This window comes from Microcoleus sp. FACHB-68, assembly GCF_014695715.1.
In the GTDB taxonomy this organism is placed as follows: domain Bacteria; phylum Cyanobacteriota; class Cyanobacteriia; order Cyanobacteriales; family Oscillatoriaceae; genus FACHB-68.
In genome coordinates, this window is sequence record NZ_JACJOT010000013.1 from 423,579 (window position 1) to 445,008 (window position 21,430).

General features: G+C 45.6%; 9 protein-coding genes. 6 read left to right on the forward strand and 3 right to left on the reverse strand.

All coding sequences use genetic code 11. The annotated features are described in order from the left end of the window. The first annotated feature begins 46 nt into the window (after positions 1-46). Genes H6F73_RS19510 through lysS form a run of 3 tightly spaced genes read left to right on the forward strand, consistent with a single transcriptional unit; the run spans position 47 to position 6,680 of the window. Positions 47-4,570, forward strand: coding sequence for a PAS domain S-box protein (locus H6F73_RS19510; protein ID WP_190760422.1), 4,524 nt, complete (start codon positions 47-49; stop codon positions 4,568-4,570). 20 nt (positions 4,571-4,590) lie between these two features. After that, positions 4,591-5,088 (forward strand): CRISPR-associated ring nuclease Crn3/Csx3, encoded by a 498-nt coding sequence (crn3, locus tag H6F73_RS19515; RefSeq protein WP_190760423.1) that lies wholly within the window; start codon positions 4,591-4,593, stop codon positions 5,086-5,088. A 35-nt stretch (positions 5,089-5,123) separates the two neighbouring features. Continuing rightward, positions 5,124-6,680 (forward strand): lysine--tRNA ligase, encoded by a 1,557-nt coding sequence (gene lysS, locus H6F73_RS19520; RefSeq protein ID WP_190760424.1) that lies wholly within the window; start codon positions 5,124-5,126, stop codon positions 6,678-6,680. A gap of 226 nt (positions 6,681-6,906) precedes the next feature. Here the strand turns inward: lysS and H6F73_RS19525 are convergent, their stop codons facing one another. The 3 genes from H6F73_RS19525 to H6F73_RS19535 all read right to left on the reverse strand — a co-directional run bounded on the left by H6F73_RS19525 (position 6,907) and on the right by H6F73_RS19535 (position 10,295). After that, positions 6,907-9,138, reverse strand: a complete 2,232-nt coding sequence (locus H6F73_RS19525; protein ID WP_190760425.1) for a glycoside hydrolase — start codon at positions 9,136-9,138, stop codon at positions 6,907-6,909. 133 nt (positions 9,139-9,271) lie between these two features. Then, entirely contained in the window at positions 9,272-9,502 is a 231-nt protein-coding gene (locus H6F73_RS19530; RefSeq protein WP_199330692.1) for a NifU family protein, read from the reverse strand. Between the two features lie 142 nt (positions 9,503-9,644). After that, a complete protein-coding gene (locus H6F73_RS19535; protein ID WP_190760427.1) occupies positions 9,645-10,295 on the reverse strand; it encodes a DUF3386 domain-containing protein in 651 nt (216 codons plus the stop codon). Positions 10,296-10,961: 666 nt separating this feature from the next. On the opposite strand from H6F73_RS19535, the gene H6F73_RS19540 reads away from it, so the two are divergent. The 3 genes from H6F73_RS19540 to dnaG all read left to right on the forward strand — a co-directional run bounded on the left by H6F73_RS19540 (position 10,962) and on the right by dnaG (position 21,295). Further along, positions 10,962-17,387: a PAS domain S-box protein gene (locus H6F73_RS19540; protein WP_190760428.1), complete on the forward strand. Its 6,426-nt coding sequence runs from the start codon at positions 10,962-10,964 to the stop codon at positions 17,385-17,387. Continuing rightward, a complete protein-coding gene (locus H6F73_RS19545; protein WP_190760429.1) occupies positions 17,380-18,942 on the forward strand; it encodes a diguanylate cyclase in 1,563 nt (520 codons plus the stop codon). The genes H6F73_RS19540 and H6F73_RS19545 overlap by 8 nt, the downstream gene beginning before the upstream one ends. Before the next feature lie 334 nt (positions 18,943-19,276). Next, the gene (dnaG, locus tag H6F73_RS19550) at positions 19,277-21,295 is read left to right on the forward strand and encodes a DNA primase (protein ID WP_190760430.1); all 2,019 of its coding nucleotides are present in this window, start codon (positions 19,277-19,279) and stop codon (positions 21,293-21,295) included. Positions 21,296-21,430 lie beyond the last annotated feature (135 nt).

Sequence of the window (21,430 nt, forward strand, 5' to 3'; positions counted from 1 at the left end):
AGAAAACGTTTGTGTTTTGAATTTTGAAGGGCAGCGATCTCAAATTATGTCTAGAAACCTTGCAGAGACTCAGCCAGAACAGTCATTAAGCCCCAATGAGAACTTGTACCGAGAACTTGTCCAAAACGCAAATTGCATCATTTTGCAAATGGACACTCAGGGACATATTACTTTTATCAATCATTTCGCTCAAAGCTTTTTTGGCTACTCTCAGGATGAAATTCTAGGCAGAAGTGTCGTGGGTACGATTGTGCCTCAAACAGATACATCCGGGCGCGATCTCGATGCCACGATCCGGGATATCATTCAACATCCGGAACAGTATCAGCGCAATGAAAATGAAAATATGTGTCGCAATGGCGATCGCCTCTGGGTCGCGTGGACGAACAAAGCGATTTTAGACGCAGACGGGCACATTGCAGAAATCCTTTGTATTGGTAATGATATGACGGCTCGCATTAAAGCAGAAGAGGAACTGCGGAAAAGTGAAGCCCGCTATCGCGCGATTATCGAAGATCAAACCGAATTAATCTGCCGATTTTTGGCAGATGGCACCCTCACTTTTGTTAATGGTGCGTACTGTCGTTACTTTGCCAAAGAAAGCGAAGAATTGATTGGAAAAAATCTATTTTCTTTAATTTTAGAAGAAGAGCGAGAAACGGTTAAAAGTTGTATCACTTGCCTCAATCAGGAAGAGCCGGTGAGGATAGTTGAACACAAAGTCACGTTACCAAACGGACATATTCAGTGGCACCAGTGGACAAATCGGGCACTGTTTGATGATCAAGGTAACTTTATTGAATATCAGGGTGTGGGGCGAGATATTACCCCTCTGAAACAGGCACAAGCCGCATTGCAACTGGCAAATGCAGAACTCGAATGCCGGGTGGAGGATCGCACCGCTGCTTTAGTGAGAGCAAACAAGCACCTGCGCTTAGAAATTGCTCAACGCGAGCAGGCAGAGCAAGCACTTTTGCTTCAGCGCAACTTTGTTTCTACAATTCTCGATACTGCCGGCGCTTTAGTGGTGGTTCTCGACACGCAAGGGAGAATTATCCGCTTTAATCGAGCTTGTGAGCAAACCACCGGATACTCGGCTGAGGAAGTGATTGGTCAGCCTTTCTGGGATTTGTTCTTGCTGCCGGAAGAAGTCGAGCCGGTTAAAAACGTCTTTAAAACCCTTTGCTTGGGGGAACTGCCGATGCAGTATGAAAACCATTGGGTGGCCCGCGATGGCAGACGCCGGCTGATTGCTTGGTCGAATAAGGCACTTTTAGATAGCACTGGCAATGTTGAATATATTATCGGCAGTGGAATTGACATCACCGAACGTTCGAGAGCTGAAGAAGCGCTGCGAAAAAGTGAAGCGTTTCTGCGTACCATCGTTGCGAATGCGCCACTCACGTTATGGGCAGTTGATCGGGAGGGGAAATTCACCTTTTCAGAAGGCAAAGTTTTAGAGACACTGGGACTGCGTCCCGGACAACTGCTGGGGCAATCCATTTTTGATGTTTATCGGGAAGTGCCCCAAATTGTAGAGAACTGCCGCCGCGCGTTGGCCGGCGAAGCATTTAGCTGTACAGTCGAGCTAAATGGGCTGGCGTTTGAGTCTTGGTACAATCCGCTGTTTAACGATAGCGGTCAAGTCACCGGCTTAATTGGAACCGCGTTTGATATTACGGAACGCAAACGAGCGCTAGAGGCTATTGAGCGAGAACGCCGGCTGTTTATGGGAGGGCCGGTAACCGTTTTCCGGTGGCGCGAACAAGAAAACTGGCCGGTGGAATATGTCTCACCAAATGTCAGTCAATGGGGTTTCGATCCAGAGGAATTAATGAGTGGCAGAGTGCCCTACGACCGCATTCTGCATCCTGATGATCTGGCCAGAGCCTGTGCTGAGGTGGAAGCCAATATTGCTGCCGGTTTGACTTCTTTTGAACAGGACTACCGAATTATTTGCCCTGACGGTCAGGTACGGTGGGTTTATGACTTCACGTTTGTTGTCCGAAATGATGCTGGACAAGTGATTAATTATGAGGGGTATGTTCTCGATATCACCGACCGCAAGCGGGCTGAAGCGAACAATCGCAGCTTAGTGAGCGCCATCCCAGATTTAATTTTTCGGATTGGCAGAGATGGCACTTATTTAGATGTGAAAGCGCCAAAAGATAGCTTTATACTGAAACCTGCCAGTGAGCAAATTGGCAAAAACATTTACGACATTTTGCCGGCATCTGTGGCGAAGCAGCGCATGGATTATGTTGAAAAAGCTTTAGCAACAGGTGAGTTGCAAGTTTTTGAGTTTCAGTTGCCTTTTCCAGACCTCAAAGAACATTATTATGAGGCGCGAATTGTCGTAAGTGGGGAAGATGAAGTTTTGACAATTGTGCGAGATATCACCCAGCGTAAGCAAGCAGAACAAGCTCTCCAAGAGGCAAAAGACCAATTGCAAGCGGTTTTAGATGCAGTGCCGGGATGTGTTTCTTGGATTGGCTCAGATTTAAAATATCAGGGAGTCAATCGGTATTTAGCAAATATTTGTGGGTTATCACCGGCAGACTTTGTGGGCAAAGAAATGGGCTTTCTCAATATAGCCGGTGGATTTAGAGAGTTTGTGAATCAATTTTTTGCCTCGCCGGCACAGGAAGCCTCTCAAGAAATAGAGATCGCTCAGCCGCTGCATGAAAACATTGCGATAAAAACTCCAAACAAACATCATTTATTGGTGGCTCAAAAATACTTACAAGGTCAAGCTGCTGTCTGTGTTGGTGTTGATATTACAGACCGCAAGCAAGCTCAGGAGGCGCTGTTACAGTCAGAGCAAAAGTTTTCAAAAGCCTTTCGTTCCAGCCCAAGTTCAATGAGCATTAGTACCCTAAATGAGGGGCGCTATTTGGATGTGAATGAGAGTTGCTTACGGATTTTTGGCTATCAGCGCGACGAGGTAATCGGGCGAACTTCCTACGAACTCAATCTTTGGGTTAATCTTGAAGATCGCGAAAGAATGAAACAGCAATTGCTAGAGGATGGTGTTGTTTATAACCAGGACGTTCAACTGCGGACAAAAACAGGAGAAGTGCGTGTGGGTTTGCTTTCTGCTGAAATTATTACGCTTAACGGTGAGTGTTGTTTGTTAGCGGTTACGAATGATATTACTGACCGAGTTTTGGCTGAGAAACAATTGCGGGAAGCGCAAGAACGCGAACGTTTGTTAGCAGAAATTGCCTTGCGCGTTCACCAGTCTTGTGATTTGGAGCAAATTCTTAACACAACGGTTGAGGAAGTTCGGCAATTTTTGAAAGCTGATCGCGTTTATATCGGTCATTTGGATGAGAATTTAGATGGTTTAATTGTCGCAGAATCTGTGACTGCCGGCTTTCCCTCTTCTTTAGGACACGTGACCCCGCGTGATATCTATTTTGGGGAAATTAAAATACTTTTTGACGAGGTTTCAGTTCGCGCTGTTGATGATACCAGTCTGAAGGAATCTCCTTCTGCTTATATTGCCCAGTATTATGCAGATTTTAAAGTCAAATCGAGTTTGGCAGTTCGGCTGCTTGTGGACGATCAGATGTTTGGATTGTTGGTGGCGAATCAATGCGATCATCCGCGTCACTGGGAACCGTTTGAGCTGCAATTTTTGGAACGACTGGCGACGCCGGTATCAATGGCGATTAAACAAGCCCAACTTTACCAAAAATTAGCAGCGAGTGCGGCTAATTTGGAATGGCTGGTAGGGGAACGCACGGCGCAGTTGCAACAGCGAAATCAGGAATTGCAAGAGATTAATCAGTTGAAAGATTTGTTTTTACACGCAGTTACTCACGATTTACGAACGCCGGTGATGGGTTCGTTATTGGTATTGAATAATTTGCTGAGCAGTCAGCCGGCTGCTGGGGAGACTGGTATTCAGAATTTATCCTCTAAAATTGAAATTCCTCGCTCAATTTTAGAGCGGATGATTCAAGGCAGTCAGCGGCAACTTAAGATGATTAATTCGCTGCTAGAAGTTCATTCCACTGAAGTGCGAGGAATTGTACTTGAGCGGGAGCCGCTGCAGTTGAGCCGGCTCATTGCAGCAATTGTGGCGGACTTAGAGCCTCTGTTGGCTAAAAATCAAGCAATGCTGACTAATTGGGTGCCGGCTGAGCTGCCGGTGGTGAGTGCGGATTCGGCGCAGTTATGGCGCGTGTTTGAAAATCTAATCACGAATGCTTTAAATCATAATCCGCCAGGACTTCAATTAACGATTGCTGCGACAGTGATTAGTGAGGAAATAACAGAAACAACAGACGAGGAAGCAGCAAATTTTGTTATTTCTTCTAATCCAAGATTGCAGATGATTCGCTGCACAGTTCAAGACAGTGGCGTAGGGATGAGTCAAGAGCAATGCAATCAATTATTTGAACTTTACACTCGTGGCACTCATGCCCGCCGATCTACCGGCCTTGGTTTGGGGTTATATTTATGCCGGCAAATTATTACTGCTCACGGCGGTGAAATTGGGGTCGATAGTGTTCCGGGTTCTGGGTCTACTTTCTGGTTCACTTTACCTCTAGACATACAGTAGAAACACTTTCAAAAAAAATCATGAATGCCATTCAACTCAAAGTGATTCCTCATCAAACTCACTCAGGTTTGCCTTATCAGCATCTGCACATTGAAATTACGAATGACAATGGGATTATTATGCTGGCAGACCTCAAGGGATTAAAACTTCCCCCAGGAATTGATTTTACGCAAGGTATTGTCATTGAAGGGAAAGGCCCCATTTGGCTTTACGGCTATCTCGTCCATGAATGTCACCCGGCAGCTTGGGTCGGGTGTTATGACCCCCGGTTAGGAATAGTAGTGGTATCGACTCATACCCATGAGGTTTCGATTTCTGAGGTGTTTAAGGTGGATATGCCGGTTTTGGGAGGCAGTGAGTGTTCGCTTTCCCGACAATTTGAATCATGTTTACGAGTTAAATTTCGTTTTGAGCAAGTGCAGCACAGTCTTGAAGCAATGGTGAATCAAACTGCCAGAATCGAGAAAGGCAAGCACTTTAAAATTTTTCCAACTTTTAACAAGTTATTTATATGCTAAAATTTTATGTTTGACTTAACACAGGATGCTAGGGAATGACTCGGAGTGAAGCGGAAGTTCGAGCGCAAAAAGTAGATGAACTGCGAGCGCAAGGGATAGAACCTTATCCCAGCCAATCTTATCAGCGGTCGCACACCACACAACAAGTTCACGATTTATTTAGTCAGCCAGGAAACGAACTGCAAAATGAAGAAACCGACCCCGAAGAACGTGAACTTCGGGTTTCAGGACGTATTACTTCAAAACGTGACAGTGGCAAAATTTGCTTTATCGATTTAACCGATGCCACCGGCAAGATTCAACTGAAGATCGAAAAGAACGAAGTTACCGGCGATCCCGGCTTATCTTTTGACCAAATTAAAAAACTGCTTGATGTGGGAGATTTCGCCGGCGCTGTTGGAATTGGCTGTCGCACTAAGCGGGGAGAACTTTCAATTCAGGTTAAAGAATTGGATGTTTTGTCAAAAGCAACAATCCCCTTTCCTGATGCCTATTACGGTGTAAATGACCCGGAAACTTGCCGCCGGCATCGGGAAATGGATCTGGCCGGCAACTTAGAATCTTTCAATCGTTTTCAACTTCGCAGCCGCATCATTCAAAGCATTCGCGCTTACTTAGTTGACGCGAATTTTTATGAAATTGAAACCCCAATTTTGCAAGCCATTTATGGCGGCGCTGCGGCTAGACCTTTCATCACCCATCATAACGCCCTAGATGTCGATTTGTATCTGCGGATTGCCCCAGAATTGTTTTTAAAAAGGGCTGTTTGTGGCGGTTTTGAGCGGGTTTTTGAACTCGGTAGAGTGTTTAGAAATGAAGGCGTTGACAGCACCCATAATCCTGAATTTACAGGATTAGAAGTTTACCAGGCTTATGCAGATTACTTCGATATTTTAGCAGTGGTAGAAGATGTCATGTGTCACGCTGCTACGGCTGTTTTTGGGGAGCAAACAGAAATTGAATATCAGGGACAAACGATTAGCTTAAACCGGCAATACGATTACAGTGACAAATATCCAGGGTTTGCCGGCAAGCATTGGCAAGTCAAAACAATGGTTGAAGCGGTTAAAGATGAAACCGGCTTAGATTTTGATGTTTTAGATTTACCGGCAGCCATCCAAGCAGCAGAAGAACGGGGACTTAACCTTTCTAAGTTAGAAAAACAAAGCTTAGGTTATGTTCTCTATGCCGTCTTTGATAAGTTGGTAGAATCAACCTTAATTCAGCCAACGTTTATCATAGATTTTCCCGTAGAAGTCAGTCCCTTGGCGAAAGGACATCGCAGCAAGCCGGGTTATGTTGAGCGGTTTGAATTATTTATCGCCGGCACTGAATATTCCAACGGATTTTCAGAGTTAAATGATCCGAAAGAGCAAAGAAAGCGATTTGAAGAACAGTTAGCGCAAAAGAATGCCGGTGATGATGAAGCGCATCCAATGGATGAAGATTTTATCGAAGCTTTATCGTTAGGAATGCCGAATTGTGCCGGCATGGGAATTGGAGTAGATCGCCTCGTGATGCTGTTAACAAATACGCAAAGTATCCGAGATGTGGTGATGTTCCCCACCATGAGACCTGTGAAGGATTCTTAGGCCGGTTTAAGAATTTTACGGTACTCGCGCTTACCCAGAAGATCGCCGGGGATTTCAATCCCCGGCTAATAGCAAAAGTCCACTAAAGTGGACTACTGATTGATTAAACTTAGCCGGCTTAAGCCGGCTTTAGCTATTAGCCGGGGAATTGATTCCCTGGCGGTTTTAGGGACTACAGATGAACTCAAAGCAGCCGGCTAAACCGATAAAACAGTGAATTCCTTTGCTACGGCATCTCAATCGGAATTAAGGAATTCTCCGGCACGTAATCACGGAATTGACCGGCATCGGAAAGCATCAACACCAATCGCAGTGACCAATCTGGATTCATTGGCAAATCGGCCCACGGAATCGCGATTTCCAAACACTTATCTAAAGCCACCTGAGCACGACCGGCACGGGGATGCCACTGATGATGCTCACCGGCTTCCTGAAACCAAGAGGTTTGCGTCACCAAATTAATCCCTAAATGGTGGTGAAAGCTATAATTCACCGGCGCTTCATCCGGGAGACTTGCCAGAGGCGCACGGCTGTTGTGCATCGTCCGATCCGGATAGTACCACAGCAAATTTAGCTCTGATGGGCAATCCTTGCCCGGTTGCGTGCCACTTTTGAAATCTAGCCGCAGATAGAAATTCAAGTGATCCACCCCATACCAAAGCCGCTGAACCGCTGAACTGCGGTGCATCGTTCCCCGTGCGCCACCAATATCGAGCCGGCCTGCCTTATCCCAGTCTTGCTCATCCCCCACCCCATCGATAACGGGATGAATAAAGCTTTGTGGCAGGTGATCCCCCTGATTTTCGTGGATCTCCACCGCATGCATCAACTCAGTGGGAACCGGCTCATTCAGCGCTTGATAAATCGCCGCTAAATGTTCGCGGAATAGCTGGTCAAAAATCGCATCTTGGTTCGAGGAATGGCCTTCACCAAACCACCAGAACCAGTCAGAACCCTCCGCCGCATATAGCGCTTCCCACGCTTCCGGATTGTTTTCTTCGGTCGCCTCTGGATGATTGGCGAGTACCTGCCGCGCGTGTGTGAGCAAATCCCAAGCCCGATTTTTTGCGGGATCACCGATCCACGTTGTAAAGCTGCCATCCACCCAGGAACCGCTGTGCAGACGATCTGCCGGCAGTTTTTCCGTCGGGGGGAACTGCTCGATAAACTCGGAAACCGTCACCAGTTTTAGATCCGGTGCGTCGCTTAGGGTTTGATAAAGCTGTTCTAAGAAGGGTTTGCCATCCTGTTGATAGAATTCCCAGCAATTTTCCCCATCTAAGGCAATTGTCACCAACCAAGGTTGTTCTAAAGCTGTGCCATCACCCGGTTGCCGGTATTTTAGGGTTCGTGAAATTGCTTCCAAATGGCCAACCAAATCGGCAGCGGCCTGTTTTGGTTCCATCGCGCTATAAGTAAAGCCGATTAAATCTGAAAGCCGGTGATCTCTAAATACAATTGCCAGATCCCCGTGAGGCGTTTCTAAGCGATAAGGCCGGTAAAGTAACTCCGGTTCGCAAACATTCCCCACACCATCCCGGTGGAAAAAGGTCTTGAGTGTACAACCGAGCACCGCTTCATCCGAGCAAATCCAGTTAAACCCTTGCTTGGCAATATAGGGCAAAATTTGCGGACTGACAGACTGCTCTGAGGGCCATAATCCGCGCGGCGCTTGACCGAAGCGGTCGGTATACATATCCCAAGCTTTCTGCAAGTGCCGGGGAATATCTTCTTCCCACTGGAAACGATGTTGCGGTAAGGTCATGTGCGGCACTGCCACCCGACCGGCATCTGTATCTGCTAGTAAGGGTAAAATCGGGTGGGTGTAGGGCGTTGTTGTTACCTCCAACTGACCGGCTTGTTGCATCTGCCGGTGTTGCGGGACGATGCGGCGGAGAATGTCTCGCTGTTTGGAATAAATTCGTTGCCGGTCACTTAAGGTAAAGTTCTTCCCTTGCTCTAACCACTGCGCGATTTCTGGGTCATCCCAAAACAGGGGATCAATCCAAGCTAAGTTATGCCAAGCAAGTAAGTCGCTGTAATCTTGCCCGTTCCAATTTTCCAAGCACCACGGCCATCCCTTGTCTTGTCGTTGATGGTACAGTTCGGCGTAGCGGGGGTGGGGATCAATTAAGGTGTGGTGATTGGCGTCAAAGAAATGCTCAATGATGAAATGCTTTTGTTCGGTGTTGAGCTGTTCCGTTGGCGTTAGCGCTGCTGTCAGGTAAGGGTCGAGTGCAGTGCCGTCGATGTAATCCTCTAACTGCAAAATCAATGAGGGAACTAGGTTCACCGTTTGATGCAGTTTGGGATAGCGCTCTAGCAATAATACGAGATCCAGGTAATCTTTTGTACCGTGCAGCCGTACCCAAGGCAGCCGGTATTGACCGTTGCTGCGATTTTTGTACAGCGGCTGATGTTGATGCCAGATAAACGCAACGTAGAGGGGATGGGGCATAGGTTTCAGCTTAAAAACAAACAGGGAAAAGCTTTTACCTCTCCCTGTTCAATGTATCAGTTTTCAGCTGTCAGTTATCTTTTATGGCTTGTCATTTGTCGTTTGCTGTTGACAAATAAGTGATGAGCGATAACTAGATCACTTGCTCGACTTCGGCAATTTCTGGGATCATTTCACGCAATTTCCGCTCAATGCCCATTCTCAGGGTCATTGTAGAGCTAGGACAGGAACCGCAGGCTCCTTGCAAGCGCAGTTTGACAATCGGGCCGTCTAATTCAACTAGCTCAACGTTGCCACCATCAGCCATCAGGTAGGGACGCAGTTCATCCAAAACAGTTTCTACGTTGTCTGGGGTTAGTTCCAGTGTGTTCATGGTGTCCTCGGAAAATCTTGCTCTATTGGTCATTTTACCTTTGTTCTCCCAACGTGGGCGTAGGAAGAGTAGGGGGGGAAGCAAAAGCGACGGCAACTATCTGCGCTTTTGCTTCCCCCTAGGAGGTTTCGGATTAAACGGCTGCCGGTTCGAGCAGTTTTACGTTAGAGAAGTTGAACTCGGTGGTTGTTACTTGGCCATTTTCTTTGGAATGAATCACCTGACGGGTCATTACATAGTAATTGCCAATTTTCTCGTAGCTGTCTTCAAATTGCAGTTCTTTGATGGTGTCATTGGTCTGCGGATTGCGGAAAATGGCATCATACCGGCTTGCGGCGTAGCCTTCCCCAGTATCCAAGCTTTCGTGGGTGTCGATGGTAAACGCCATCCGTCCCATGACTCGGCTGACTTGGCAAATTTCGGTGCCTCGGATCTTGTAATTCGATCCCATCGCGTCACCTTTGACTAAGATTTCGAGTGCGCCGGTGTTGTCAGCTTCGCCGGCACTAAAGGTGTTTTTTCCGTGAGATTGCTCGAAATTACTGCGTTTGCGGTGGGTGACGATGTCGCGTAGTTGGGTGTAGACGCTTTGTTTCACCTCGTCGTCTTCAATGCCGGTGACTTCGACACTCATATCAGGCTTGATGGCGATCTGGCCGTGATAGACTTCATCACCCTGCTTGAGTACGATATCAGCCGTGTAGCCGGGAAAGTTCCCATCCCAGGTGTAGCGGTTCTCGTAAGCCGCTCGAAATAACTCACGAGCATTCGTTTGCTCGGTCATGGAATCCCTCTGTGTATCAACACTTACCAGTTTGACATCTTCCCCGCCCAGGCGTACTGGCTAAGGGTGTGGATTCCCATCCTCGCTGATAGGGTTTCCTGCCTCTATGGTTGCTATTGCGTCTAAAAAGTCAAGTCATTAATAAGTAACAGTCAAATTTATCTCACCCTCGCCCTATAGGTACTATCGGTGAGGTCAGGAAAAAATCCCCATAAAAATCGTTTAGCAAAATTGTAGTAAGAGCTTCCTAATCGCGTTTGATTTTTGCCCCTGTTCAAATATAAGTAGCTTTTTTATTGCATGAATATTAGTGTTGACTTTTACACTTTTTAGATTTACTATATAAAATTTTTTAAAAAATGAAATTTAATTTTCTAGTCACACAAAAATAACAATTACCCTATCAGCGGAATTTTATTCTACCAAAAGAGTAATATTTACCTTGGGTTTCTGCAACAAATTTTGGTAAATTCACGAAATCGTGTTGCAGCTTTATCGAGGAGTTAATTATACTGGTTTTGATAAGCTTTTTTTAAGTAACGGAGTCTGGGAGGGATGAAGAAAGCTATAAAGTTGAGTTTGCCGGCTTTTAAGCGGTATGAGCCTACCTCCAACTCAACATCTTATAGACTTTGATCCCTGATTAATACTTCTAAAAAAAATAAAATGTTGGAATTATTCAAAAATCTTTTCGCTTGGGAACCATTTCTACCTCACGGACATTGCTTCCTCTGGAAGCCTGGGTTAGTGGGGCTTCATATTGTTTCCGACTCGATTATCGCCCTAGCCTATTATTCAATTCCCATCACGCTGCTCTATTTTGTTCGTAAGCGACAAGACTTACCCTACTCCTGGATGCTTCTGCTATTTAGCACCTTCATCCTCGCTTGTGGCACCACTCACCTGATGGAGATTTGGACGCTTTGGCATCCCACCTATTGGCTGAGTGGATGCCTCAAAGCCATCACCGCGTTTGTTTCTTTATTAACGGCTGTTGAGATGCTGCTATTAGTGCCTAAGGCACTTGCGCTTCCTAATCCTGTACAGATGGAAGCAACAAACGAAGAACTAGAGCATGAAATTGGCGAACGCAAGTTAGCAGAAGCAGCTCTAAAACAGGCTCGCAGCGAGTTAGAAGTTAGGGTAAAAGAACGCACGGCTCAACTCGCAAAAGCTAATCAGGAGTTGCGGCATGAAATTAGTGATCGCAAACAAGCACAATCTGCATTGCAAGCCTCAGAAGCCAGACTGAAAGAAGTGCTTGACAACACCGGCGCTTTCATTTCCTCTGGACGTATCCATCCTGACAAACTTTGGGAATATGACTACTATTCCCCTAATGGAGAGGAAATTTTTGGCTATAAGGGAGAAGAGTTTGCTGCCGATCCAAGTCTGTGGTTTTGTCGAATTCATGCCGAAGATATTGAGACGATCATTCTGCCGATTATGGAAGATTTGTATGCTGGATGCCAAATAAATATAGAGTATAGATTTCGTCATAAAAATGGCAGTTGGCGCTGGTTATATAACAATTTGGTTGCGAAAAAATACGAATCTGAGGATTTCTGGTTTCTCACCGGCATCGTTATTGACATCACCAACCGCAAACAAGCAGAAACAGCATTGCAGGAAAGCGAACAGCGCTTTGCAGCTTTGGCAGAAGCCGCGCCTGTCGGTATTTTCCGCACCGATGCTCAAGGCAATTGCGTGTACGGCAACGAACGCTGTTTTGAAATGATCGGACTTTGCCTAGAGGAATCGATAGGAGCCGGCTGGACGACAACTATACATCCGGATGATCGGGATTGCACGATTGCCGCTTGGTTGAGTTTTGTACAACAGGGCATTCCCTATCACTGCGAACACCGCTTTCAGCGACCCGATGGTAGCGTTATCTGGGTGTTAGGACAGGCGATTGCTGAAAAAGATGCCGAGGGAAATATCATCGGTTACATCGGCACTATTACCGATATTACAGAGCGCAAACAAGCCGAACAACTTTTAAAAGATTACAATCAAGTTCTCGAATTTCAGGTGCAAGAACGCACGGCTGAACTTAGCCGAATGAATACTTATTTAGAGCAGAAAATTGAAGAACGCAAGCAAATAGAAGCGCAATTACGACGCAGCGAAGCGAAACTATCAGCTATCTTAGATAACGCAGGTGTTTGTATTTATATCAAAGATTTGAATGGCACTTACACCTACGTCAATCGCTTAACTGCGGAGCTTTTTGGACGGAACGAATCTGAAATTATTGGAGCGAATGATCGTGATTTTTTTGCAGAAGAGTTCGCTGTAACTTACAGAGAAAATAGCGCTCAGGTGATCAAAACGGGTGTTGTCCATCGCTTTGAGGAAGTCGGGATTGATTGTCAGGGAGAGCTTCATAACTATTTATCTACCAAAGTTCCTTTAAAAAATTCCGATGGCGATATCTATGCTATTTGCGGGATTTCCACAGATATTACGGAAATCAAGAAGGCAGAAGCAGCACTGCGGCAAAGTGAAGAACGAATGCAGGCACTTTTGAGGGCAATACCCGATTTGATGTTTCGGCATCGGGTAGATGGTACTTATCTAGATATCGCGGGAAATGACAGTTCCTTACTGCTACCGCGCGAAGCACTCATTGGCAAAAAGATACAACAGACCCCTATTCCCGAACCCATTAAAACCGGCCTGCTGGAACGTTTCAAGGCAGCAGTGGCAACCGGAACGCTGCAAATTTACGAACACGACCTCAAACAACCCGATGGAATGCACAGCTACGAGACGCGCATCATGAAAAGCAGTGCTGATGAGGTCGTTTGTCTCGTGCGCGATATCACCGAACGCAAGCACTCGCAAGCCGCCCTAGAAGAGAGCAAAGAACGCTACCGGACTGTAATCGCAGCGATGGCAGAAGGGATTGTCTTGCAAGACGCCGATGGTGCGATTCAAACTTGTAATCTCAGCGCCAAACGCATTTTGGGTTTGTCTTGTCAGCAAATGATGGGGCGAACTTCCCTCAATGCCGGTTGGCGATCTGTTCGCGAAGATGGTTCGCTTTTCCCCGAAGAAGAACACCCGGCATTGATAACGCTGCGAACCGGCACCGCTTGCTCTAACGTCGTGATGGGAGTCCACAAACCGGATAGTAGTTTTACTTGGATTTCAATTAATTCTCGGCCTTTATTTCGAGCCGGCGAACCGCTTCCCTACGCAGTTGTCGCCTCATTCGCGGATATTAGCGCTCGTAAGCAGGCAGAAGCGGCATTGCGGCAAAGCGAAGCGCGTTATCTTGCGATTATTGAAGATCAAACGGAACTGATCGGTCGCGCCTCACCCGATGGAACCTTAAGGTTTGTCAACGAAGCTTTCTGTCGATTCTATGGGAAGACACGCGAAGAACTCGTCGGTCACTGCTTTGAACCTGATGTGTTGGAGGAAGACCGGGAAAATGTTACAAGACTGATTAAGACGCTTAGTGTCGATAATCCGCTCGTGATTATCGAACATCGGGTCACTGCCAAGGGACAACAGGTGCGTTGGACGCAGTGGATTAACCGAGGAATATTCGACGAAGAGGGTCAACTCCTAGAGTTGCAAGGGGTTGGACGAGATATCACTGAACGCAAGGAAATGGAAGAAGCGCTTCGGGAAAGCGAAGCGATGCTATCGAGCATTTTTGATAACGCCGGCGCTTATATTTTCATTAAGGACTTAGATAGTCGCTACACCTACGCTAACCGTCCCATCTTGGAATTATTTGGCTGTAGCAAAGAAGAGATTATTGGTGCAGATAATTCCAAGTTTTTTGATGCAGAAACAGCTCAACGCTTGCGAGAAAGTGATTTGCAGGTTATTGAGAGCGGCGAGGTGTGGCAATCCCAAGAAGTTGCTATCAGGAAACACTCTGGGGAGGTGCATTACTATTGGGCCGTGAAAGTTCCCCTTAAACGCGCCGATGGGAGTATTTACGCTCTTTGCGGGATCTCAACCGAGATTACCGAACTGAAACGAACAGAAGAAGCGCTACGGCACAGCGAATCAACGCTTCGCAGCTTCTTTGATAGTGGCTCGATGTTGATGGGCATTGTTGAGCTTTATGACGACGACATTCTGCATCTTTCCGATAACTTATCAGCAGCGCGGTTTTTCAACACGACCCCAGAACTGATGAAAAATCGGTTCGCAAGTGACTTGGGAGTGCCGGCAGCACACCTACAACAGTGGATTGATCGCTACCGAGAAGCTTTACACACTCAAGCTGCCGTGCAATTTGAATATACTCACGAGACTTCAAGCGAGCAGAAGTGGCTTTCTGTAAGCGTTTGCCCGATTGGAACCGGCCCTAGCGGTCGTCCGAGATTGTCTTACATTGTTGAGGACATCAGCGAGCGCAAATGGGCAGAAGAGGCTCTACAGTTAAGCGAAAGCCGGCTCAAACATCTAACGGCTAGTATTCCGGGAACCCTTTACGCCTATGCACATTATCCTGATGGTTCAGCCAAGTTTGAATATATCAGTCTCGGTTGCCAAGAAATGTTTGAGGTCGAGCCGGCACGGGTCATAGACGATGAAAATCTTATGTTGAACCAAATGTGCCCCTATGACCGACCCAGGTATGAAGAGGCTGTTGCTCGCGCCATTCAAAACGTGCAACCGTTTACTTCCGAATGGCGCAATATTGCTCCTTCTGGAAAACAAACATGGCTGCGCGTCCAAGCCCAACCGGAATGCCGTGAAGATGGCACTAAAGTTTTGCACGGCGTGATATTAGATATCACGGATCGCAAACAAGCGGAAGAAAAGCTTAAACAGGCCGAGCATAAATATCGCACCTTAATCGAACAAATTCCAGGCGTTGTTTATATCTCTGCGATTGCAGCAACGACTGAGCAAGCTTATATCAGCCCTCAAGTGCAACAGTTGCTAGAGATTTCTCCCGAAGAATGGTCTCCTGGGTTCTGTAATAGTTGGACTAATTATGTGCATCCAGAAGATCGCCATCGGGTTTGGCAAGCCGTAAACACTGCGATTTCGACGGGAGAACCATTGAGTGTCGAATATCGCATGATTACTGGTAATGGCAAAACGATCTGGATTAGAGATCGTGCCCATCTCGTTTCGTCTGCCGGCGGACAGACTCAAGTGCTTCAGGGTTTAGCTTTCGATATTACCGACCGCAAGCAAATGGAGCAAGCCCTGCAAGAGAGCAACGAACGTTTTCAGCTAGCAGCATCAGCAGTTAAAGGATTTATCTACGATTGGGATCTCAAACAGAATATCGTTCTAAGGACACAGGGACTATTTGAAGCCGTTGGATACCGCCCCGAAGAAGCCGAAGCTAAAGTTGATTGGTGGAACGAACAAGTCCACCCAGAAGATTTAGCCAAGGTTTCCCAGCAGCTATCCGTAGCATTTGCTAGTGAAACTCAAAATTACTACGTGTTAGAATACCGACTTCGCCATCGAGATGGTCACTACGTTTACCTATCAGATTATGGGACGATCGCCAGAGATGCAAACGGACAAGCGATTCGAGCAGTCGGTCACGCAATAGATGTTAGTGATCGCAGAGAGGCAGAAGCCGCCTTGCAAAAAGCACTCCAAGCTGCCCAAGCCGCATCCATTGCTAAAAGCCGCTTTCTGTCTAATATGAGCCACGAACTGCGTACCCCTCTCAACGCCATTCTTGGTTTTAGTCAGGTGATGGTTCGCAGCCATTCTCTTTCCGCTGAACACAAAGAGCAGTTAAAAATCATCAATCGCAGTGGCGAACATTTGCTTAATTTAATCAACGATATTCTGTCAATGTCCAAAATTGAAGCCGGTCAGACCACGCTCAACCAAACTCGCTTTGACCTGTATCAGCTACTTGACAATTTAGAACAGATGCTTAAAATAAAAGCGACTTTCAAAGGGTTACAGCTAATCTTTGAACGGGCATCAGATATTCCTCAATACGTGCAAACTGATGAAAATAAATTGCGTCAAGTCTTAATTAACCTGCTGGGAAATGCTGTTAAATTCACGACGGTTGGTCATGTCGCATTGCGAGTCAAAAAACGCGAACTTTTAGAAGTTAAGGATCGGGTACTAGAAAAAGCTTACTTTCAACATCTAAAAGTTGAAACTTGTCTATTATTTGAAGTTGAAGATACGGGACCCGGTATTGCCTCCCCTGAAATTGAAACTTTATTTAACCCTTTCGTGCAAACAGAAACGGGACGCAAATCAATGGAAGGAACTGGGTTAGGGTTACCTATCAGTCGGCAGTTTGTACAGATGATGGGAGGAAATATTACAGTCAGCAGTCAAGTCTCCAAAGGAACCATTTTTAAATTTGATGTTCTTGTGCGCGAGGTTGTTGGGATTGATGAAAAAAGTTTATCGAACACCCAGCGAGTGATTGGATTAGAACCAAACCAGCCAACCTATCGTATCCTGGTGGTGGAGGATGTGGAAGAGAACCGTCAGTTGCTATTAAAATTGCTTGAACCTTTAGGATTTCAAGTGCGAGAAGCGGTTAACGGTGATGAAGCAATTGCTTTGTGGTCAACTTGGAAACCGCACCTGATCTGGATGGATATGCGGATGCCAGTTATGGATGGTTACGAAGCAACTAGAAAAATTAAAGCTTTGGAACAGCAAAATGCGGGGGTACAAGAGAATAATAGCTTGACTCTGGCCGGCAGAACTAAAATTATTGCTGTAACCGCTAGTGCTTTTGAGGAACAGCAAGCTAGAATTTTGGCAGCCGGTTGCGACGACTTCATACATAAGCCTTTCCGGGAGTCGCTACTGTTCGACAAGATAGCTCAACACCTCAAAGTGCGCTATATCTACGAAGAAGACTATCAAAGCGACTCACCTCAGTTAGAAGCGCCCAGAAAACTTACCCCACAAGATTTGAGCATCATGTCTCCTGAGTGGATAGCGCAGCTACACCAAGCAATACTTTGTGCAAATGAACCCTTAATTTTGAAGCTAATCGAACAAATTCCCGATGCTGAAGCTTCTTTAGCCCATAATCTTACGGATTTGCTCAATAATTTTCGTCTGGATCTGCTTTTTGATTTAACTCAAGAATTTAATCATGAGTAGTGACCAAGCATCTACTTTTCCTGAAGATATTCTCATCGTTGATGATAGCGCGGACAACCTAAGAGTTTTGTCTACGATACTTGCTGAGCAAGGATATTACGTGAGAAAAGTAATTAATGGAAAACTGGCTTTAATAGTCGCGCAAACCGCTCCACCGGCTCTAATTTTACTTGACATTTTGATGCCCGATTTGGATGGCTATGAAGTTTGCCGATTGCTGAAAGCGAACCCACTAACAGCGGAAATTCCAGTAATTTTTATCAGCGCTCTTGATGATATATTTGATAAGGTTAAAGCCTTTGATGTCGGCGGAGTGGACTACATTACGAAACCTTTCCAGGCGGCAGAAATTTTAGCTCGGATTAAAAGTCAATTGACGATTCGAGGCTTTTATATTCAACTGCAACGGCAAGCACAAAAACTCACCGACCAAAATAAATGCTTACAACAAGAAATTAAAAAACGCCAACGCGCTGAAGCAGAAACCAATCTTTTATTGAAGATAACGCAAGCAATTAGCGCATCGGAAGATTTTCCTTCGGCTTTAGAAGTAACTGTTCGCCAAGTTTGCGAAACAATAAGTTGGGATTTGGGAGAAGCTTGGATTCCTGATGAGGAGCGTGAGGTTTTAGAATATAGTCGAAGTTGGTATTCTAGCGAAGCGAACCTAGAAAAGTTTCAACTTGAGAGCAAGACCTTAACCTATGCCCCAAATGTAGGACTGCCGGGACGAGTTTGGATATCTAAACAACCGGAGTGGATAGAAGATGTTTCTGTTGCCAAAGACCCAGTTTTTTTTCGGTCTGATCTTGCCTTAGAAGCTGGACTCAAAGCAGCGTTAGGGATTCCTATTGTTCTTAACAACCAAGTCTTAACAGTTTTGATTTTTTTTAAGAAAGAAAAGCTTGAACCCAAACAGCGATTGATTGAGCTAGTTAATGCCGTTGCTACCCAATTAGGTTCGCTTGTTCAGCGCAAAAAGGCTGAATCCGCTCTCAAAGAAGCTAACCTGAAACTCCACCGGCTTGCGACTTTGGATGAGTTGACAGGAGTGGCGAATCGTCGTTGTTTTAATGAATACTTGAATCAAGAGTGGCGGCGGATGGCACGAGAGAAATTACCCTTGTCTTTAATTTTGTGCGATCTAGATTATTTTAAACAATATAACGATACTTATGGTCATTTAGCCGGAGATTTTTGCTTGCAGAAGGTCGCAAAAACAATTCGCTGCACGCTCAACCGGCCCGGAGATTTAGTTGCTCGTTATGGGGGTGAAGAATTTGTGGTAATTTTGCCGAATACCCATGCTAATGGAGCTTTACAAATTGCTGAAACTATGCGAAATGAAGTTGAAAATCTTAAGATGGATCATGCCCAATCTGATATCAGTCAATATGTGACTTTGAGTTTGGGCGTTGTTAGCTTAATTCCTCAAAATCCACTCAACCCTTCAATTTTAATGGCTGTAGCGGATAAGGCACTTTATCAAGCTAAAGCTCAGGGAAGAAACTGCTCAGTTTTAAAACCTTTGGATTTAGAAAATTTAGAATTATAAATATCAGTCATTTTATGAGCAGCGAATCTCCAGCTTGAGTCTGCGAATTGAATTGCTAAACACAAGTACAAATACCCTGCCGGCAGCCTATTCAGAAGCACTGCCTGATGGGGTCTTCTCTCAAAATGTCAAATCTCAAAATGTCAAATCCATAGCTGATCACGAAAATCTTTTTAAAAGAACTCAATGGGAAGTAGATAAGAATTTTAGCAGCTTTTAACTTTTAAGCGATCTGAGGAGAAATTAATTTTAAAATAAATTAGCTCTGCTTTACTGCCGGCAGCAGAAACGTCAAAATAGGGATGACGATTTCTTTCTGGCGCAAATTTGACTGATGGACACTCCCCGCCTACATCCAGACACCATTGAAGAAGTTAAGCAACGCGTTGATATTGTCGATGTTATCTCCGAACACGTCGTACTGCGAAAGCGCGGGAAGGATTATGTGGGTTTGTGTCCTTTCCATGAGGAAAAATCACCCAGCTTTACAGTAAGTCCTGGCAAGCAAATGTACTACTGCTTTGGCTGTAATGCCGGCGGTAATGCGATTGGATTTCTCAAGGAAGTGGGGAAGCAATCCTATAGCGATGTCGTATTAGATTTGGCGAAGCGGTATCAAGTGCCGATTAAAACCCTGCAAGCCGAACATCGGCAGGAATTTCAGCGCCAAATTTCCATCAGAGAGCAATTGTATGAAATTCTAGCGATCGCATCCAGTTTTTACCAGCACGCGCTCACGCAACCTCAAGGCAAATTGGCGCTGGATTACCTACAATCTGAGCGGCAACTGAGCCAAGAAACGATTCAGCAGTTTCAGCTAGGTTACGCGCCTGCCGGCTGGGATACGCTTTACCGCTATCTGGTGGAAGTGAAACAGCAGCCGGTGCAGTTGGTGGAACAAGCCGGTTTAATTGCACCGCGCAAGTCGGGAAGCGGCTATTATGATCGATTTCGTGAGCGTCTGATTATTCCCATTCACGATATCCAAGGACGAACGATCGGGTTTGGCGGCAGAACTTTGACGGATGAGCAACCGAAATACCTCAATTCTCCGGAAACTGAGCTATTTGATAAAGGCAGAACGCTGTTTGCCCTAGATAAAGCCCGAAATGCGATTTCTAAAGAAGATCAAGCGGTGGTAGTAGAGGGATATTTTGATGCGATCGCGCTTCACGCTGCCGGTATTGCCAATGTTGTGGCTTCTTTGGGAACTGCTCTGAGTTTAGATCAAGTACGTCAGCTGCTACGCCACACAGAATCGAAGCAAATTGTGCTTAATTTTGATGCGGATAAAGCCGGCACGAATGCGGCAGACAGAGCAATTGGAGAAATTTCGGATTTGGCTTATCGAGGTGAAGTACAGTTACGAATTCTTAATATTCCCGAAGGTAAAGATGCGGATGAATTTCTCAAAACTTATTCTTCCCAGCAGTATCGAGAACTTTTAGCAAATGCTTCTCTGTGGCTTGATTGGAAAATTCAGCAAACTTTGCTTGAGCGCAACTTGACACAAGCGGATCAGTTTCAGCAAGTGGCGACGGCAATGGTAAAGTTACTGTGCAATATTTCTAATGATAATCAGCTCACTCATTACATTAATCGCTGTGCCGAACTTTTGAGCCAAGGAGACTCTCGCCGGCAACCTTTGTTAGCTGATAATCTTCTGAGTCAAATTGTTCGTTACTGCGACGAACTTCTCAGCCATGATGAGTCGTGCCGGTTTGCGCCGTTTATCGAAAGTCGCTTACAACAAAATAAGCGACGTTTCGTGCGTCGTGCCGGCACCCCCAAGTCAAATCCGGATCAAGCACTTCCGCTTTCTTCTGAACGCAATCTTTTAGAAAAAGCCGAAGCTTTACTGCTGCTGATTTATCTTCACTACCCCGAACACCGGCAGGCTGTAATGGATGCTTTAGAGGAACGAGATTTAGAATTTAGTTTATCTCATCATCGATTTTTATGGCGGCAAATTTCAGAGATTCCCGCTGCCGGCTCAACACCGGCACAGCTTATTTCGACGCTTCAAGATCGTTGCTTGGAGTTGTCTGAGGATATGGCTGTTATTTCTCCCCTATTTTATTTAGATGAAAGAACAAAACAGGAAATTCTGCGTACTCCGCTGGTTATTCGCGCTGCTGCTGCTTCTATAGAGCGGGTAATGTGTGAGAAACGCTATCGTTTATTTCTGGATTTATGGCGCAATACAGACAGCAAAGCAAATCCTGATCTTTTTGAGTCTTATTTACAGCAACTTTATGCGGAACAAGCTCGCATTCAAGAATTAGATCGGCAGCGTCATACTACGTTTTCTGATTTGGTACAGTTACCTTGGATCGGGAATTTTGTATCTTAGATTGTTTGTGGGTGTTGATAGGTTTTAATTTTTAACCGCAGATGAACGCAGATAAACGCAGATGTTTGCGATAGCTTAATTTCGTTAATGGAGATTAAAGATGCCGGCACGGGTAATGTCTATGGCAGCATCACC

What these genes read in the sequence shown, in the direction of transcription:
- H6F73_RS19510 (WP_190760422.1), top strand. Translation starts at nt 47, where the DNA reads ATGTCTAGAAACCTTGCAGAGACTCAGCCAGAACAGTCATTAAGCCCC.
- crn3 (WP_190760423.1), top strand. Translation starts at nt 4,591, where the DNA reads ATGAATGCCATTCAACTCAAAGTGATTCCTCATCAAACTCACTCAGGT.
- lysS (WP_190760424.1), top strand. Translation starts at nt 5,124, where the DNA reads ATGACTCGGAGTGAAGCGGAAGTTCGAGCGCAAAAAGTAGATGAACTG.
- H6F73_RS19525 (WP_190760425.1), bottom strand. Translation starts at nt 9,138, where the DNA reads ATGCCCCATCCCCTCTACGTTGCGTTTATCTGGCATCAACATCAGCCG.
- H6F73_RS19535 (WP_190760427.1), bottom strand. Translation starts at nt 10,295, where the DNA reads ATGACCGAGCAAACGAATGCTCGTGAGTTATTTCGAGCGGCTTACGAG.
- H6F73_RS19540 (WP_190760428.1), top strand. Translation starts at nt 10,962, where the DNA reads ATGTTGGAATTATTCAAAAATCTTTTCGCTTGGGAACCATTTCTACCT.
- H6F73_RS19545 (WP_190760429.1), top strand. Translation starts at nt 17,380, where the DNA reads ATGAGTAGTGACCAAGCATCTACTTTTCCTGAAGATATTCTCATCGTT.
- dnaG (WP_190760430.1), top strand. Translation starts at nt 19,277, where the DNA reads ATGGACACTCCCCGCCTACATCCAGACACCATTGAAGAAGTTAAGCAA.